14 protein-coding genes are annotated in these 12870 nt (G+C 58.7%); 9 read left to right on the forward strand and 5 right to left on the reverse strand.

Translation table 11 applies throughout. From position 1 onward, the window contains the following. Nucleotides 1-519, reverse strand: coding sequence for a PaaI family thioesterase (locus ACR3EQ_RS08510; protein WP_170609560.1), 519 nt, complete (start codon nucleotides 517-519; stop codon nucleotides 1-3). Beyond that, nucleotides 520-939, reverse strand: coding sequence for a PaaI family thioesterase (locus ACR3EQ_RS08515; RefSeq protein ID WP_170609559.1), 420 nt, complete (start codon nucleotides 937-939; stop codon nucleotides 520-522). 112 nt (nucleotides 940-1051) lie between these two features. Here ACR3EQ_RS08515 and ACR3EQ_RS08520 point away from each other — a divergent pair, with 112 nt between their 5' ends. From ACR3EQ_RS08520 to ACR3EQ_RS08555, 8 genes are all read left to right on the forward strand, one after another. Further along, entirely contained in the window at nucleotides 1052-1420 is a 369-nt protein-coding gene (locus ACR3EQ_RS08520) for a MerR family transcriptional regulator (RefSeq protein ID WP_170619491.1), read from the forward strand. A 277-nt stretch (nucleotides 1421-1697) separates the two neighbouring features. Beyond that, nucleotides 1698-2099, forward strand: a complete 402-nt coding sequence (locus ACR3EQ_RS08525) for a MerR family transcriptional regulator (RefSeq protein WP_170609557.1) — start codon at nucleotides 1698-1700, stop codon at nucleotides 2097-2099. 40 nt (nucleotides 2100-2139) lie between these two features. Continuing rightward, nucleotides 2140-3921 carry an acyl-CoA dehydrogenase C-terminal domain-containing protein gene (locus tag ACR3EQ_RS08530; protein ID WP_170609556.1) on the forward strand — a complete coding sequence of 594 codons (1782 nt, stop codon included), beginning with the start codon at nucleotides 2140-2142 and terminating at the stop codon, nucleotides 3919-3921. Nucleotides 3922-3976: 55 nt separating this feature from the next. Then, the gene (locus tag ACR3EQ_RS08535; protein WP_170609554.1) at nucleotides 3977-4189 is read left to right on the forward strand and encodes a hypothetical protein; all 213 of its coding nucleotides are present in this window, start codon (nucleotides 3977-3979) and stop codon (nucleotides 4187-4189) included. Between the two features lie 276 nt (nucleotides 4190-4465). After that, complete coding sequence (locus tag ACR3EQ_RS08540) at nucleotides 4466-5104, forward strand: glutathione S-transferase (RefSeq protein ID WP_170619492.1); 639 nt, start codon at nucleotides 4466-4468, stop codon at nucleotides 5102-5104. Between the two features lie 11 nt (nucleotides 5105-5115). Further along, nucleotides 5116-6327, forward strand: a complete 1212-nt coding sequence (locus tag ACR3EQ_RS08545; RefSeq protein ID WP_480490346.1) for an acetyl-CoA C-acetyltransferase — start codon at nucleotides 5116-5118, stop codon at nucleotides 6325-6327. Next, nucleotides 6327-6812, forward strand: a complete 486-nt coding sequence (locus ACR3EQ_RS08550) for a cupin domain-containing protein (protein ID WP_170609548.1) — start codon at nucleotides 6327-6329, stop codon at nucleotides 6810-6812. The genes ACR3EQ_RS08545 and ACR3EQ_RS08550 overlap by 1 nt, the downstream gene beginning before the upstream one ends. After that, nucleotides 6809-9007 carry a 3-hydroxyacyl-CoA dehydrogenase NAD-binding domain-containing protein gene (locus ACR3EQ_RS08555; RefSeq protein ID WP_480490348.1) on the forward strand — a complete coding sequence of 733 codons (2199 nt, stop codon included), beginning with the start codon at nucleotides 6809-6811 and terminating at the stop codon, nucleotides 9005-9007. The genes ACR3EQ_RS08550 and ACR3EQ_RS08555 overlap by 4 nt, the downstream gene beginning before the upstream one ends. A gap of 52 nt (nucleotides 9008-9059) precedes the next feature. On the opposite strand, the gene ACR3EQ_RS08560 is transcribed toward ACR3EQ_RS08555, so the two are convergent. The 3 genes from ACR3EQ_RS08560 to ACR3EQ_RS08570 all read right to left on the reverse strand — a co-directional run bounded on the left by ACR3EQ_RS08560 (nucleotide 9060) and on the right by ACR3EQ_RS08570 (nucleotide 11599). Continuing rightward, nucleotides 9060-9785 carry a Hint domain-containing protein gene (locus tag ACR3EQ_RS08560; RefSeq protein WP_480490350.1) on the reverse strand — a complete coding sequence of 242 codons (726 nt, stop codon included), beginning with the start codon at nucleotides 9783-9785 and terminating at the stop codon, nucleotides 9060-9062. 231 nt (nucleotides 9786-10016) lie between these two features. Next, complete coding sequence (locus ACR3EQ_RS08565; RefSeq protein WP_170609543.1) at nucleotides 10017-10667, reverse strand: sulfotransferase family 2 domain-containing protein; 651 nt, start codon at nucleotides 10665-10667, stop codon at nucleotides 10017-10019. Continuing rightward, complete coding sequence (locus tag ACR3EQ_RS08570) at nucleotides 10664-11599, reverse strand: DMT family transporter (RefSeq protein ID WP_170609541.1); 936 nt, start codon at nucleotides 11597-11599, stop codon at nucleotides 10664-10666. The genes ACR3EQ_RS08565 and ACR3EQ_RS08570 overlap by 4 nt, the downstream gene beginning before the upstream one ends. 151 nt (nucleotides 11600-11750) lie before the next feature. Between ACR3EQ_RS08570 and ACR3EQ_RS08575 the strand changes: the two genes are divergently transcribed. Then, entirely contained in the window at nucleotides 11751-12764 is a 1014-nt protein-coding gene (locus ACR3EQ_RS08575) for a hypothetical protein (RefSeq protein ID WP_170609539.1), read from the forward strand. The last annotated feature ends 106 nt before the right edge of the window (nucleotides 12765-12870 follow it).

Below are 12870 nucleotides of genomic sequence, written 5' to 3' on the forward strand. Positions count from 1 at the left end.
CTATCCTTCGTCCGAATCCGATTGCGGCATCAGGAAATGCCCCGAAGCCTGCGCGAACAGGCGCGCATGGTTGTCCTGCCACGCCTCAACTCGGACCGAAGCATAACGCCGCCCGGAACGGCTGATGTAAGCGCGGGCATAGGCGTCGCGCGGCAAGCCCGAACGCAGGTAGTCGACCGTGAAATCGATGGTTTTCGGGTATCGGAGCAAACTGGCATCCCGAATGTCTTCGGCACTCATCTCTCCGCTTTCGATGCGGGGAAACACGGTCTCCCAGCACAGGGTGATCACGCCGGTCACTTCCAAAAACGCGGCAGTGACCCCACCGTGCAGCGCGGGCAGCAGCGGATTGCCAATCAGTTTTTCGTCAAAATTCAGAACACCCGTCAGTTCATCCCCACGCCGGTCGAAGGTGATGTTGAGAAACCGGATATACGGCACCCCATCGACCATGGCGTTCAGTGCGGCGTCCCGGCGGTTCTTGACCACCTGCATCGGCTCCGGTCGATTGCGCGCCATTTACCTGCCCTCCACGGTGAAAGACCCCGATGCGGTTGCGACAGGATGTTCCTGATCGTCATCCGTTGCGGTCGCACGCACGAAGGCCACATTGCGCGTGATGTGATAGCATTTGGCGCGCGTTGTAATGTTCTGCCCCGGCGTAGCCGCCCGCATGTAGTCTATGCGCAGGTCAATTGTCGCCGTGGCACCCGGCGCGGACGGATGGCTCATGACAGCCGCACCGCTACAAGTGTCCAGCAAAGCGAACACCGCCCCACCATGAATGACGCCGGTGCGCGGATCCCCGACAAGTTCCGCGTTGTACGGCATGGTGATCTCGGCTTCTCCGGCACCGATATACGTCAGCTCCATGCCCAATGCCCTGGCATGTGGAATCGCCTCGATGAACTGGCGCGCGAAACCCAATTTTTCTACCATTCGGTATTTTCCTTCTTCCGCGCCCTTTATGATCGTCAGTTCAGCGAAAGGGCAAGCCCGACTGTTGCGCTTGCCGCTACGACTCCATAGGTTGCAGGCAAGGAGATGAGGAATGTCCGACACCCGTTTGTCATTCAAAGAAATGTGCGCCGAGTTCGACGTAACGCCCCGTACCCTGCGCTACTACGAATATATCGAGTTGCTGCAACCTGACCGCGAAGGCCGCTCCAGGTATTACGGCCCCCGTGAGCGCGCGCGCATGACGCTGATCATGCGCGGACGCAAGTTTGGGTTCCCGCTGGAAGAGATCCGGCAGTGGCTGCTGATCTATGAACATCAGGGCAACCAGGCTCAGATGGCAACTTTTGTGGAAATGGCTGACCGGCAAATGGAGGAGTTGCGCCAGCAAAGGCAGCAACTGGACGAAGCCATGGACGCCCTCAAGCAACTGCGCGACCAGACGGCCAATTCTCTGGGCTGACAACCTTTCAAGCGTCATTTCGGTCGAAACTGAAGCTCCCGTGGTCCCGCTGCGGGATTTTTCTTGTGGAGAACGTCGATACACGCAGCGTGGAATCGCGAGATTTCCCCTTACCCAGGGGAAAGAAGATTACCGAAACGCGGATTTACGCGAACGGATGTTACGTCAACTTTTTTGTGACGTAGCGTTCGCATTACGTAAACGTCATCTGCATGTTGTAAGAGGCCCATCAACTGCGCAAATCTTTTTCACGACGCCAGTGATGAGAGTTTGAACCATGACCGAAGACCTGATGACCATCCGCGAAATGTGCGAGACCTATGATGTCACACCACGTACCTTGCGGTTTTACGAGGCCAAGGAACTTTTGTTTCCTATCCGTGAAGGCCAGAAACGTCTGTTCACCAAACGCGATCGTGCCCGTCTGAAACTGATCCTGCGTGGCAAGCGCTTTGGCTTCAGCCTGGAAGAAATCCGGCAGCTTCTGGACCTGTATCACGTCGGTGATCAGCAACTGACACAGATGTCCCGCACCTATGAGATCGCGTGCGAACGTCTGGCAGACATGGAAGCACGCCGCGAAGAACTGACACAGGCCATCGACGATCTGAAAGAGCAGTTGCGCTGGGGCGAAAAGGTCATCGTCTCGATGAAACAGGAAAAGAAGGCGGCCGAATAATCTCGCCCGCCCCCGGACATCTGAATTAAGGGAGCTTCACATGCCCGTCTACAACGCGCCAATCAAAGACGCACAGTTCATTTTGCACGATGTACTGAAAGTCTCGACCTCGGACATTCCGGGATATTCCGATCTGGAGGCCGAGTTCACCGGCGCCGTGCTGGAGGAAGCGGGCAAGATCGCCACAAATGTTCTGCACCCGCTGAACGTGGTTGGCGATACCGAAGGATGTCGGCTGGAAAACGGTATCGTCTATACGCCATCCGGGTTCAAAGATGCCTTCGAGCAGATGAAGGAAGGCGGTTGGACGGGCCTCGACATGCCGGAAGAATATGGCGGTCAGAACATGCCCTATGTTCTCGGAACTGCCGTGGGCGAGATGTTCTCGGGCTCCAACCAGGCATTCACCATGTATCAGGGCCTGACGCACGGCGCGGCGTCTGCGATCTTGGCGCACGGAACCGACGAGCAGAAGAACATGTACCTGCCCAACATGGTCAGCTGTGAATGGACTGGCACCATGAACCTGACGGAACCGCATTGCGGCACCGATCTGGGTCTGATGCGCACCAAAGCAGAACCGCAGGGCGACGGCAGCTATAAAATCTCGGGTCAGAAGATCTTTATCTCGGCCGGCGATCACGACATGGCCGACAACATCATCCACCTGGTGCTGGCAAAAATCCCCGGCGGCCCCGAAGGGATCAAGGGCGTGTCGCTTTTCGTCGTGCCCAAGTTCATCGTCAACGAAGACGGCAGCCTGGGCGAACGCAACGGCGTTTCGGTCGGCAAGATCGAAGAGAAGATGGGCATCCACGGCAACTCAACCTGCGTCATGAACTATGACGAGGCGACCGGCTGGCTGCTGGGAGAAGAACACAAAGGCATGCGCGCCATGTTCACCATGATGAACGAAGCGCGTCTGGGTGTGGGCATGCAAGGCCTGTCTCAGGCCGAAGCTGCGTATCAGAACGCTGTCGAATATGCCAAAGACCGCCTGCAGGGCCGCGACGTAACAGGTGTGAAGAACCCGGACGGCCTCGCCGATCCGCTGATCGTTCACCCCGACATCCGCCGTAACCTGATGGATCAGAAAAGCTTCACCGAGGGTGCACGTGCGTTCATCCTCTGGGGCGCGACCATGATCGACAAGGCGCACCGCTCGGGTGATAAGGACGCGGACGGGCTGATCTCGCTGCTGACACCGGTCATCAAAGGCTTCCTGACGGATGAAGGCTATGACATGACCGTTCAGGCCCAACAGGTCTATGGTGGCCACGGCTACATCGAGGAATGGGGCATGTCGCAATACACACGCGACGCCCGGATCGCGATGATCTACGAAGGTGCGAATGGCGTTCAGGCGCTGGACCTTGTGGGCCGTAAGCTGGCACAGGATGGCGGCAAGCATGTCATGGCCTTCTTTGAAATGGTCAAATCTTTCTGCAAGGAAAACGGTGGCAAGGACGAAGCTTATGACAAAGCCTTCATCGAACCGCTGAAAGCTGCGTCGAAAGACCTGCAAGCCGCTGGCATGTACTTCATGCAGGAGGGCATGAAGAATCCGAACAACGCGCTGTCCGGGTCATATGACTTCATGCACATGTTCGGCCATGTCTGCCTGGGCCTGATGTGGGCGAAAATGGCAAAGGTTGCACGGGAAGCCCTAGACAGTGGCGCATCGGACAAGAACTTCTACGAGACAAAGATCAACACCGGTCGCTTCTATATGGCGCGCCGTCTGCGTGCCACATCCATGCATCTGGCCCGGATACAAACCGGCGCGGATACTGTAATGGCGCTGGACGCGGCAAATTTCTGAACTCAGTCTGGTTCCGGGTACTTTCGCCCGGAACCAGGTCCCCGGAGGACAAGACATGCCGAAACGCTTTCGCTTAACCCGCCGCTTTCCGGTTGCAATGACCGAAGACGGGTATCGCCGTCTCAAGGGTTTCGCCCGCGAAGCGGGGCTGGACGAGGGTGAAGCGCTGTCTTTTCTGTTCGAGAATTTCAACAGTGTCATTGACGAGGAGAACCTGACTCACCGGCTGCGCATATTCAATTCCGAACTGGAAGCGCGAAAGCGGTGAGGCAATACGCCAATTCTTCGCCTGCGATCGCATCGAGGCCGGACGCCTCCGGCGGGAGTATTTTTGAAAAGATGAAGGCCTGATGCGCCCCTGCCACCGGGCGCACTCGCCATCAGGACAGGGACGACTTCACCTTTTGCGGTCATCGGCTCTCCAGCCTGTACCGCTCGTTGATTGAAACAGACCAAGGTTGATCAAAGGTAAATGTCGGCTCTTCATCTTTTCCAAAATACTCAATTCCAACCTGACCACATGCGCCTTGGGAGGGGTAATCGCATGACTATCAAACTGCATTGTTTCGGAGAAAGCGGGAACTCTTACAAAGCGGCGCTGGCCTTGGAGATGTCGGGGCTGGAGTGGGAGCCGGTCTTTGTCGATTTCTTCAATGGCGAGACCCGCACGCGTGAATTTCGCGCGGAGGCCAACGAAATGGGCGAAGCGCCCTTTCTGATTGATCGTGATTTCCGCACCAGTCAGTCCGGCGCCATTCAGGCATATGTGACTGAGAAATCAGGGAAGTTCGGCGGCAGGAACCGGGAAGAGAACTACGAGATTTTCCGTTGGGTGTTGTGGGATAATCACAAACTAAGTTCAATGGCTGGCCTCACTCGTTTTCTGATCAATTTCCTGCCGGAAAAGCACCGCAACCCGGATGTGATCGCGTTCAATCAAGGTCGGCTTAAGGCGGCATACGAGATTCTGAACCAGCATCTGGCCGGTCGTGACTGGATCGTCGGGGACGGTGTGACAAATGCAGATCTCAGTTGCTGCGGCTACCTGTATTATCCGGAACCATTCGGTTTCGACCGCGCCGACTGGCCAAATATCGACGCCTGGCTGACACGCCTCAGCGAGCAGCCCGGCTGGAAACACCCCTATGACCTGATGCCCGGCAACCCGTCGGATCGAGCTTGAGGAGAAGACCCATGACCGAAGCCTATATCTATGACGCTCTGCGCACCCCGCGCGGCAAGGGCCGCAAGGATGGCAGCCTGCACGAGGTAACCTCGGTGCGCTTGTCCGCCCTGACCCTGACCGCGATGAAAGATCGCAACAACCTCGAAGGCCACGCCGTAGAGGACGTGATCTGGGGCAATGTCACGCAGGTGATGGAACAGGGCGGCTGTCTGGCACGCTCGGCCGTGCTGGCGTCCGATCTGGACCAGTCGATCCCCGGCCTGGCGATCAACCGTTTCTGCGCCTCTGGCATGGAAGCGGTGAACCTGGCTGCGAACCAGGTGAAAGGCGGTGCTGGCGACGCTTACATCGCTGGCGGTGTCGAAATGATGGGCCGCGTGCCCATGGGCAGCGATGGTGCCGCCATCGCCGTTGATCCGTCTCTGGCGATGAGCACGTATTTCGTCCCGCAGGGTATTTCGGCCGACATCATCGCGACGGAATATGGCTTCAGCCGGGATGACGCCGACGCCCTGGCGGTTGAATCCCAAAAGCGCGCAGCAGAAGCATGGGCAGACAACCGGTTCGAAAAGTCGGTTATCACCGTAAAGGACCAGAACGGGCTGACCATTCTGGACCGCGACGAATATATGCGCCCCGGCACGGACATGCAGAGCCTTGGCGCGCTGAACCCCTCATTTGCGATGATGGGTGAGCAGATGCCCGGCTTCGACAAGGTGGCCATGCTGAAATACCCGCATCTGGAAAAAATCAACCACATCCACCACGCAGGAAACAGCTCGGGCATCGTGGACGGTGCAGCGGCTGTTCTGATCGGGAACAAGGAGTTCGGTGAGAAGTACGGCCTCAAGCCGCGCGCGCGCATCAAGGCAACTGCCAAGATCGGTACCGACCCGACCATCATGCTGACCGGCCCGGTTCCTGTGACCGAGAAAATTCTGGCCGACAACGGCATGAAGATCAGCGATCTGGACCTGTTCGAAGTGAACGAAGCCTTTGCCTCAGTCGTGCTGCGCTTCCAGCAGGCATTCGACGTCGACCCGGCGTTGGTCAACGTCAACGGCGGCTCGATCGCGATGGGTCACCCACTGGGTGCAACCGGCGCAATGATCATCGGCACGCTTCTGGATGAGTTGGAGCGTCAGGACAAGGAAACCGGTCTGGCCACGCTCTGCATTGCGTCCGGCATGGGTGCCGCAACCATTATCGAGCGAGTCTGATGCCCAAGCTGAATCTCTCTCAAATCCCTTTCCGGGGCGGTTCGGGTTACCCCGGCAAGCTGGCCAAAGCTGGCAATGGCCGCTTTGTTCAGCCTGTGGGGGATGCAGGCGGGCTGACACAGTACGGCGTCAACATCGTGCGGCTGGAACCCGATGGCATGTCTTCGCTGCGCCATTACCATATGGAGCAGGACGAGTTTGCGATCATGCTCAGCGGCACCTGTGTGCTGATAGATGACGATGGCGAGCATGAGATGCAGCCCGGCGATTGCGCCGCCTGGCCCGCAGGTGAGGCCAATGGCCATCACCTTGTAAACAAAACCGATGCGCCCGCGACCTTTCTGGTGGTGGGCACACGGACGCCGGCCGAGACCGGATATTACAGCGACATAGACATGATGGTGAAGTTCGATGCCCACGGCTTTCGCTTCACCCGCAAAGACGGCAGCCCGCTGACGGCTGACCAGATCGGAGACGAGACATGACTGATTTCACCATGAAAGTGGACGCCGACGGCGTTGCCATCATCACCTGGGACGTGCCCGAGAAAAGCATGAACATCCTGCGCGTCGAGGCGCTGGCCCTGATCGAAGAGATGATCGATCAGGTTCTGTCAGATGACAACATCAAGGGTGCGGTTATCACCTCGGCCAAGGACAGCTTTGCCGCCGGTATGGACCTGAACGTGCTGGGATCGATCCGCGAGAAGTCGGGCGATGAACCAGCGCAGGCCATGTTCGATTTCACAATGAACGGGCATCGCATTCTACGTAAGATCGAACTGGCGGGAATGGACCCGAAGACCAAAAAGGGCGGCAAACCGATTGCCGCCGCCCTGCCCGGCACCGCGCTGGGGATCGGGCTTGAGGTGCCACTGGCCTGTCATCGCATTTTCTGCGCCGACAACCCGAAGGCCAAGATCGGCCTGCCCGAAATCATGATCGGCATCTTCCCGGGCATGGGCGGAACCACCCGCATGGTCCGCAAGCTGGGTGCCGTTGGTGCGGCTCCGCTATTGCTGGAAGGCAAAACACTGGAGCCGAACAAGGCCAAGGGTGCGGGAATGGTCGATGAGGTCGTCGAAGACCCGCTGGCCGCCGCGAAGGAATGGGTGCTGAACGCCAGCGATGCGGATCTGGTCAAGCCTTGGGATGCAAAGGGGTACAAGATGCCCGGTGGTGCGCCGTACCATCCGGCTGGCTTCATGAACTACGTTGGCGCTTCGGCGATGGTCAACGGCAAGACACAAGGCGCGTTCCCGGCCGCTCAGGCCCTGCTGAGCGCGGTCTACGAGGGTGTTCTGGTCGATTTCGACACAGCCCTGAGGATCGAGGCGCGCTGGTTCACTTCGATCCTGATGAACCCGTCCTCGTCAGCGATGATCCGCAGCCTGTTCCTGAACAAGGAAGCGCTGGAGAAAGGCGCAGTGCGACCTCAGGGTGTGCCGGACCAGTCGGTTAAGAAGATCGGTGTTCTGGGCGCGGGCATGATGGGCGCGGGCATCGCGCTGGTGTCCGCTCAGGCCGGGATGGAAGTCGTTCTCATCGACCGCGATCAGGAGGCCGCCAACAAGGGTAAGGCCTATACCGAAGCGTACCTGGACAAAGGTATCAAGCGCGGCAAGGTCACGGCTGAAAAGAAAGAAGCCATGCTGGCCCGCATCACCGCGACGCCCGATCTGGAGCATCTGAAAGGCTGCGACCTGATTATTGAAGCGGTATTCGAAGACCCCGCAGTCAAGGCCGACATGACCAAAAAGGTCGAAGCGATCATTCCCGAAGATTGCATCTTTGCCTCCAACACCTCGACCCTGCCGATCACCGATCTGGCCAAGGCCAGCGTGAGGCCGGATCAGTTCATCGGCATCCATTTCTTTTCGCCGGTCGAGAAGATGTTCCTTGTCGAGATCATCAAAGGCAAGGAAACCGGGGATCGTGCGGTTGCCAAGGCGCTGGATTACGTGCGTCAGATTCGGAAGACACCGATCGTCGTCAACGACGCGCGGTTCTTCTACTGCAACCGCTGCATCATCCCGTACATCAACGAAGGTGCGCGCATGATTACCGAGGGCGTCAGCCCTGCATTGGTTGACAACGCCGCACGTCAACTGGGTTTCCCGGTCGGGCCGGTACAGCTGACCGATGAGACCTCGATTGATCTGGGCGCCAAGATTGCCCGCGCAACCAAGGCGGCGATGGGCGATGCCTATCCCGAAAGCCCCTCGGACGATCTGATCTTCTGGATGGAAGAACAGGGACGTCTGGGCCGCAAGGCAAATGCAGGCTTCTTCGACTATGACGAAAAGGGCAAGCGCGTCGGGTATTGGAAAGGTCTGCAAGACAAATACCCGCTGGCCGAAGATCAGCCCGACCTGATCGAAGTGCAAGAACGCCTGATGTTCGCACAGGTTCTGGAAGCGGTCCGCGCGCTGGAAGAAGGTGTTCTGGAGGATATCCGCGAAGGTGACGTGGGTGCCATTCTGGCCTGGGGTTTTGCCCCGTGGTCCGGTGGCCCACTAAGCTGGCTGGACATCATTGGCGCACCTTACGCCGCCGAACGCTGCGACCAGCTGGCAGCGCAATACGGCGAACGGTTCGCCTGCCCGCCGCTGCTGCGTGAGATGGCCGATAAGGGCCAGACGTTCTATGGCCGCTTCGCGCCCGAGGCCAAGGCCGCCTGAACAAGTGATGCAGGCGCGTAATACGCGCCTGCATCGTTTTCTTAGTGTTTGGTTAGGTCTGCCATTCAGGCCGCAAGAACAGGGCTGGCACATTCGGCCTGCCGGGTCTTCCCGGGCGGCGCACTCCCAACTGTGGCCTGACGGGAAAAATCGGTTCTTGCGGGATGGGCGCGGGCAGCGCACCCAACGGGTTTGCAAGGGCTGATAGTTCGCCCTTGTATGCGATCAGATCGACAAGGTGGTCGGCGTCCTGCGCCTCGGCGATCTGGTATGAAGGCTGATCCGGGGACCCGCGCGATCCAAAGCGACTTGCCGGGCAATAGGCCTGCAACCCGCCTTCAAGGAAGACCACCTCGTCACAATCGAAAAAAAACGTGCTGACATCGAAGGTTGTGGACGGTGCTTGCGAGGTCATCCGGCACATTCCGCTGAGCATCCGGGCCGGGATCACAGACACGCCTTCGGTGCCCGGTTCAATCCGGCTTATGTCCAGCGCCACCCCCTGTTCTGGCATCAGCCAGACAGGACGCCCATTATACGCCGCACGCGACGGCACGTAGACGGGCAGATATTCTGCGCGCGTTTCGCCCGTTGCGATGCTCACCCTGTCAGTCGCAATTCGGCGTACTTCCTTGAAACCATGGTCCAATGTTCGGACAAGATCACCTGCCGCAATGCGTTCCACCGGCTTCCAGCCTCGGGTCGTTGCAATCTTGGTGCCTTGGACAAACCCGCCCCGGCGCGACAACGTTGCATTGCGCGACAGGACGTCGTCCATCTTCCGCGCATGATCTGATAAATCAGTAACACTCACTACTTCAAACACGTGCCCAGCCCCCCTTGGCACAGATAAACATTGAAACGTGGGTATCATGTGATCAGGCGCGCTGTCTTAGTTTTGACATATTTTAGCCCGAATTGAGCCTGTTCCGGCCCAATTGACCCACAATCAGCAAACAATGCGATTGTTTTTCACAGGCTTGCCGGAAATTCGGAAACGGTGACGGGATCAGGAGTGGAACCGGTAGTCGAATCTTCCGATATCTTCCGCGCAGGCATCCGACACCGCATTTCGGGTTCGCGTGGAATAGTACTGCCGATAATCCACCTCTCTTTCGGACCCGTTGAGATGCGGAAGGGTCAGCCTGAAACCGAGATGCTCGAACAACGGTTCAGCATCCTCCTCGAACTTCTCAAGCCGAATAAAGGCTCGGCACTGCTCGTGCCCATCTGCCCGCGTCATGTAGCGCCGCGCGGGATGCGCCTGAATTGACCTAAGCGTGGCCGGTTTCAGCAAAAATTCTTCAAAAGACGACACCTTTGCCAGCGACACTGCGGGGTGGTCAAATTTCTGGTCCCGCAGCCAATGGTAGTAACTGACAAACCGATCCCATGGGTTGCGGACCAGCGTGAAAGTGAACATGCGCTCCAACACCTCGGGCGGGACAAGCCCGTCGATATCCGCCAGCGTGGAGTGTTTCCACAACCGCCCCCTGGCCTGTAAGCCCTTTTGCCGTCGATGACGGTTCCGCGCCTTGGGCGTGTCTCCGATCAGGATGTCATCCTTCGTCGCCCTCTGTTCCAGCGCCGATGCAAGCGACGTGCCGCCCGTTTTGGGGATGTGAACAAACACATACGACCTGCGCCGGGAAACGATCACGCCACGGCCTGTTCCGCCGACGCGCGCATCGAACGCCAGCCCAGCAGGGCTCCGGTCAGCACGATCAGCCCGATGCCGACGATCTGGATGCCATCGATTGATTGGCCGAAGGCCGCCCACGCAAACGCAGGACCGAAGATCATCACCGAGTATTCGAAGATTGCGACATAGGATGGCTCACCAACCTGATACGCCTTGATCAGCATGAAAACGGCTATGGTTGACCCTACGGCCTGGACCACCACCCAAAGAAGCGAGGGTTGTATCTGCCAGACCACGCCACGGGTCACGAACCCTTCCGGGCCCGGTTCCGCACCGACCGGAAAGATCGAGAACCCCGTCAGCCCCAGCGCGCCAGCAATACCAAGTGTAATTACCATCCCCCCAAGCATGACGACCGTACTTTCCTGCGCGCAGTGGGACCGTGTCAGGATCGCCCCAAGCGCATAGAAAAACCCGCCTGCAACCGGCAACAGGGTTCTGGCATCGAAATCCGCCGGATTGAGTTGCAGAACCAGAAGTAATCCTAGAAACCCGAGCAGCGCAGCCAGAATTCGCCAGGGCCCGATTTTCTGCCGCAGACCAAGGGCCGAAATCAGCAACACGAAAATCGGGGACGTAAACAACCCCGCCAACGCCTGAGCAACCGGCATCAAAGCAAGCGACGAGAAGTAAAACAGCATGGCCAGCGTCATCAGGACGCTTCGCAAAAGAACAATGCCCGGGCGGATCGGGCGCAATCCGCCCAACCCAAGCAGTGACAACAGAAGCACCAGCGGCAGCATCAATATTGCGCGGCTCAGGTGGAATTGCCACAGACCGATCGTTTCGGCCACCAGAACCACGACATTGTCGATCACCCCGATGATGGCCATTGCGCCGATCATGAGGCCAGAGGCCAAAACGGGTGAAGATGGGTTGCCTGTCTGCATTCTGTTCAATTTTCGCCTTCGCTGCCGGACCCGCGTATTTCCCCGCATCCGGATACCGGGCGCAAGTGCCAAATACGGTTCAACAGGTTTGCGCCGCGTAAATTTATCATGCTAAGCTGGATCAAAATAATTTTGAGCAGACCTCGCCCCGATGACGGCCCTAAAACAGTACCAGCGGATCGAAGCCACCGGTCTGTGGCGGCCCTCGCCCGATATGCAGCGGCGCGAGGTGGTCGTGTCAATTGGCGAGGCCACGCTGACGATATCGGATTTCAATGACCGTGCGCTGACCCACTGGTCCCTGGCCGCGCTGGAGCGACAAAATCCGGGCGGCTACCCGGCCATTTTCAACCCTGACGGCGACCCGGATGAAACGCTGGAACTGGCCGAATCCGAAACCACGATGATCGAAGCGATCGACAGGCTGCAACGTGCAATCGACCGGTCACGTCCGCACCCTGGCCGACTGCGCTGGCTGAGTGTCGGCGGGGTAGTCGCCGCCGTGGCGGCCCTGCTGTTGCTCTGGCTGCCGGTTGCCTTGCAAAGCCACGTTGTTTCAGTCGTTCCCAAGATCAAGCGGCAGGACATCGGCGATACCATCCTGCAACGCATCGAAAGGGTCTCCGGGCGCGCCTGTGTATCGGAAGATGCCAAGGCCGCGCTGGATATGCTGGCAAAAAGGACCGGTGTACGGCAGATCGTGATCCTGCCTGCCGGGGTGCAGAACAGCCTTAGCCTGCCCGGCGGCACGGTGCTGCTGAGCCGAACGCTGGTCGAGGATCATGAAGACCCGGCGGTGGCGGCAGGATATGTCATCGCCGAACGCGCTCGGGCCGAGGCACATGACCCGCTTGATGACCTGCTGGACCGCACCGGCCCGACAACCGCATTCCGGTTGCTGACGACCGGTGAACTGACACCGCAGATCATCGACAGTTACACCGAGCAGGTCCTTTCGGAACCGCGCCCATCCCTGCCCGATCAGGAATTGCTGGCCGTGTTTGCTCAGGCAGCCCTGCCCTCGACACCTTACGCCTACGCGCGTGATATCACCGGCGAAACGGTTCTGGGCCTGATCGAGGCCGACCCGATGGTGGGCCGATCCCAGGAGCAGGTCCTGCCTGACCGCGACTGGGTCCGGCTGCAAAACATCTGTGGTGAATAAAGCGTTCGGGATTTACCTGAACACTCTCCGACACGAATACCCCGAATACGCCGTAGGCGGGGCAGGGATTTCGTGCCTCACCTTACACCCGAAACGCCGCAGACAG

The organism is Ruegeria sp. AN11 (genome assembly GCF_056536005.1).

Excerpts from the sequence above, each read along its gene's own strand:
- ACR3EQ_RS08570 (WP_170609541.1), bottom strand. The coding sequence starts at position 11,599 with ATGCAGACAGGCAACCCATCTTCACCCGTTTTGGCCTCTGGCCTCATG.
- ACR3EQ_RS08515 (WP_170609559.1), bottom strand. The coding sequence starts at position 939 with ATGGTAGAAAAATTGGGTTTCGCGCGCCAGTTCATCGAGGCGATTCCA.
- ACR3EQ_RS08520 (WP_170619491.1), top strand. The coding sequence starts at position 1,052 with ATGTCCGACACCCGTTTGTCATTCAAAGAAATGTGCGCCGAGTTCGAC.
- ACR3EQ_RS08560 (WP_480490350.1), bottom strand. The coding sequence starts at position 9,785 with ATGGACGACGTCCTGTCGCGCAATGCAACGTTGTCGCGCCGGGGCGGG.
- ACR3EQ_RS08510 (WP_170609560.1), bottom strand. The coding sequence starts at position 519 with ATGGCGCGCAATCGACCGGAGCCGATGCAGGTGGTCAAGAACCGCCGG.
- ACR3EQ_RS08550 (WP_170609548.1), top strand. The coding sequence starts at position 6,327 with ATGCCCAAGCTGAATCTCTCTCAAATCCCTTTCCGGGGCGGTTCGGGT.
- ACR3EQ_RS08555 (WP_480490348.1), top strand. The coding sequence starts at position 6,809 with ATGACTGATTTCACCATGAAAGTGGACGCCGACGGCGTTGCCATCATC.
- ACR3EQ_RS08530 (WP_170609556.1), top strand. The coding sequence starts at position 2,140 with ATGCCCGTCTACAACGCGCCAATCAAAGACGCACAGTTCATTTTGCAC.
- ACR3EQ_RS08540 (WP_170619492.1), top strand. The coding sequence starts at position 4,466 with ATGACTATCAAACTGCATTGTTTCGGAGAAAGCGGGAACTCTTACAAA.
- ACR3EQ_RS08535 (WP_170609554.1), top strand. The coding sequence starts at position 3,977 with ATGCCGAAACGCTTTCGCTTAACCCGCCGCTTTCCGGTTGCAATGACC.
- ACR3EQ_RS08545 (WP_480490346.1), top strand. The coding sequence starts at position 5,116 with ATGACCGAAGCCTATATCTATGACGCTCTGCGCACCCCGCGCGGCAAG.
- ACR3EQ_RS08575 (WP_170609539.1), top strand. The coding sequence starts at position 11,751 with ATGACGGCCCTAAAACAGTACCAGCGGATCGAAGCCACCGGTCTGTGG.
- ACR3EQ_RS08525 (WP_170609557.1), top strand. The coding sequence starts at position 1,698 with ATGACCGAAGACCTGATGACCATCCGCGAAATGTGCGAGACCTATGAT.